Here is a 1,999-nt window from a genome sequence, read left to right on the forward strand (position 1 = left end):
TAAGATCACCCTTTTTAAATATCTCTTTTCCGTCAATTTGCATTTGGGTTTCCTTTTATTGGGATGTGGATTTGCCCGCATTATATCGTAATATATTTTTATTTTTGTAGGAACTAATATTTTAAAAGTGCAATTTGTTTTAAAGCCTTTTTCGCGCACTCCCTTAGATCCTCTTCACTTAATGAATCGCCTACCGTATCATCACCCCTCAACTCTTCGTCTGGTTCAAATTCATCGATGTCAGTAAGAAGTCTATTAAGCGGTCCATAATATTCATCGGGAAAATTTTTATCATTCATAAATTTATCCCAATATATCTTTTCGAATTCAAATACGTTGATTCTATTTTGCAAAAAATCCTCTATTATTTTTATATATTCCTCTATCACAATGAGCCCTTTTAGGTATATTTTCATCGCCCGTCGCTTTAATACTTAGAACCAACCATAAATTACTATCGACATTCACGCCTTCGCATAAATTTTTTATAATTGTTAAGTCGTTAGAAGAAATTTTTATATCATATTCATACATTTGAACTAAAAAATCTTCCAGCGCTATACCATATTCTCCAGCCTTAACCAGCTCTTCCAAATAAATTACAAAGTCGCGCCGACCGACTCCGGCAAATTCATCTTTGTAATTACGGAATAAATTTAAAAATATCAAATCGTTGTATCTCATTCGCTTCTTTCCTAGAATTTATTTCTCATTGCCGCTTCATAATCTTCTAGCTTCGAATTTCTATTTGAATATCAAGCAAGTCATCGTAATCTAGGTATTTGGCGGTCTCCGAGAGCGTAAATTTTATCACGTCTAGCAACTGCCTAGCCAGATCGCTGTATTTTTTCTTAAATGCATTAAAATTTAAGAAAATTAACTTTAAATCGTCTCGAGCGCCTTGCTTATTTTTTAAACCATATCGTGAGTTTTCCTCTTTTTCCTCGATATATTCGCTATAGCTTTCCCACTCGTCTTTATCTTTATATCGCTCCCATTCTTCCTCGCTATAGTCTTTCCATTCCTTAAATCGCAGAAACCAAAAGAAATCCGCGAATGCATCAGGGCCGATACGTAGCGGCAAAGAAAGCTTTTCGGATAAATATGAGTATAACTTATGCTCTATTTCTTTGGGGCAATAATCATGCCATTCATCAATATATCTTCTGTCTTTTTGCAACTCATCAAAGTCAATCACTACTTCTATCATTTTTCCCCGCCTTAACTATACTAACGCATATTTTCTTTAAATTATAAAAATCAAATAATCGTAAATTAACGCAAACTCGCCTTTATTAAATTTTAGTATAAATCAGACCAAAAAGGCACATACGGGCATTTTCTGACCGGCTCAAGAGGATTTTTACCAAATTCCCTCAAAAAGTAGTCATATAAATTTTTCCCATAATAAATGACATCGGTATAGTGTATAGATAAGACCGGCGGATCCGGTAATTTAAGACACGGCATATATCTATGAGAATATATAGGTATAATCTTAGGTGCAATTTTGGCTGCTTCTAGTATAATGGCTCGCTTGCGAGATTTGTCTTTGGGCATCGGACCCCATTTTTGCGTATTCCAATAGTTCTCATTTGGAAAAATTTCATCAATAGGATCGTTTTTTAAGTACTCAAAGACGTAGTTCATAGCCTGCTTTATCTCCTTTATATTTTCATCGCTAAAGTCTCTCCAATTATAAAATTCTACCGAAATGGGCAATGTATATGACAAAAAATCTCTTAGGCTTTTTGGAAATTTAAACTCATAAATTTGCTCTATTTTGTCTATTTCGCTCTCTTTCAAACCCTCGCTCAATTCTATGCCGCTCTTTTCTAGCAGCTCTTTTATTTGCTTATACATATTCTATTTTTCCTTATAAGGCTTTTAGTCATAGTCGAAGTCGTCCAAATCGTAGCCGAAAATATGGATTGTTTTTAGAGCTAGCTCGCGTAGTCCGCAAAAGGTACTATTGTGGTATATAAAATCTTCATAGTCT

Annotated in this window: 4 protein-coding genes; all 4 read right to left on the bottom strand. The window is 34.3% G+C overall.

Going from position 1 to position 1,999, the window contains the following annotated elements; translation table 11 throughout:
- Positions 1-113 precede the first annotated feature (113 nt).
- The gene (locus Q0236_RS01965; RefSeq protein ID WP_297914423.1) at positions 114-389 is read right to left on the bottom strand and encodes a colicin immunity domain-containing protein; all 276 of its coding nucleotides are present in this window, start codon (positions 387-389) and stop codon (positions 114-116) included.
- On the bottom strand, positions 343-684 hold the full coding sequence (locus tag Q0236_RS01970) for a hypothetical protein (RefSeq protein ID WP_297914426.1): 342 nt from the start codon (positions 682-684) through the stop codon (positions 343-345). The genes Q0236_RS01965 and Q0236_RS01970 overlap by 47 nt, the downstream gene beginning before the upstream one ends.
- A 46-nt stretch (positions 685-730) precedes the next feature.
- The gene (locus Q0236_RS01975; protein WP_297914429.1) at positions 731-1,210 is read right to left on the bottom strand and encodes a hypothetical protein; all 480 of its coding nucleotides are present in this window, start codon (positions 1,208-1,210) and stop codon (positions 731-733) included.
- 92 nt (positions 1,211-1,302) lie between these two features.
- Positions 1,303-1,863 (bottom strand): hypothetical protein, encoded by a 561-nt coding sequence (locus tag Q0236_RS01980; RefSeq protein WP_297914432.1) that lies wholly within the window; start codon positions 1,861-1,863, stop codon positions 1,303-1,305.
- Positions 1,864-1,999 lie beyond the last annotated feature (136 nt).

Source organism: uncultured Campylobacter sp. (genome assembly GCF_938031315.1).
Lineage (GTDB): Bacteria > Campylobacterota > Campylobacteria > Campylobacterales > Campylobacteraceae > Campylobacter_B.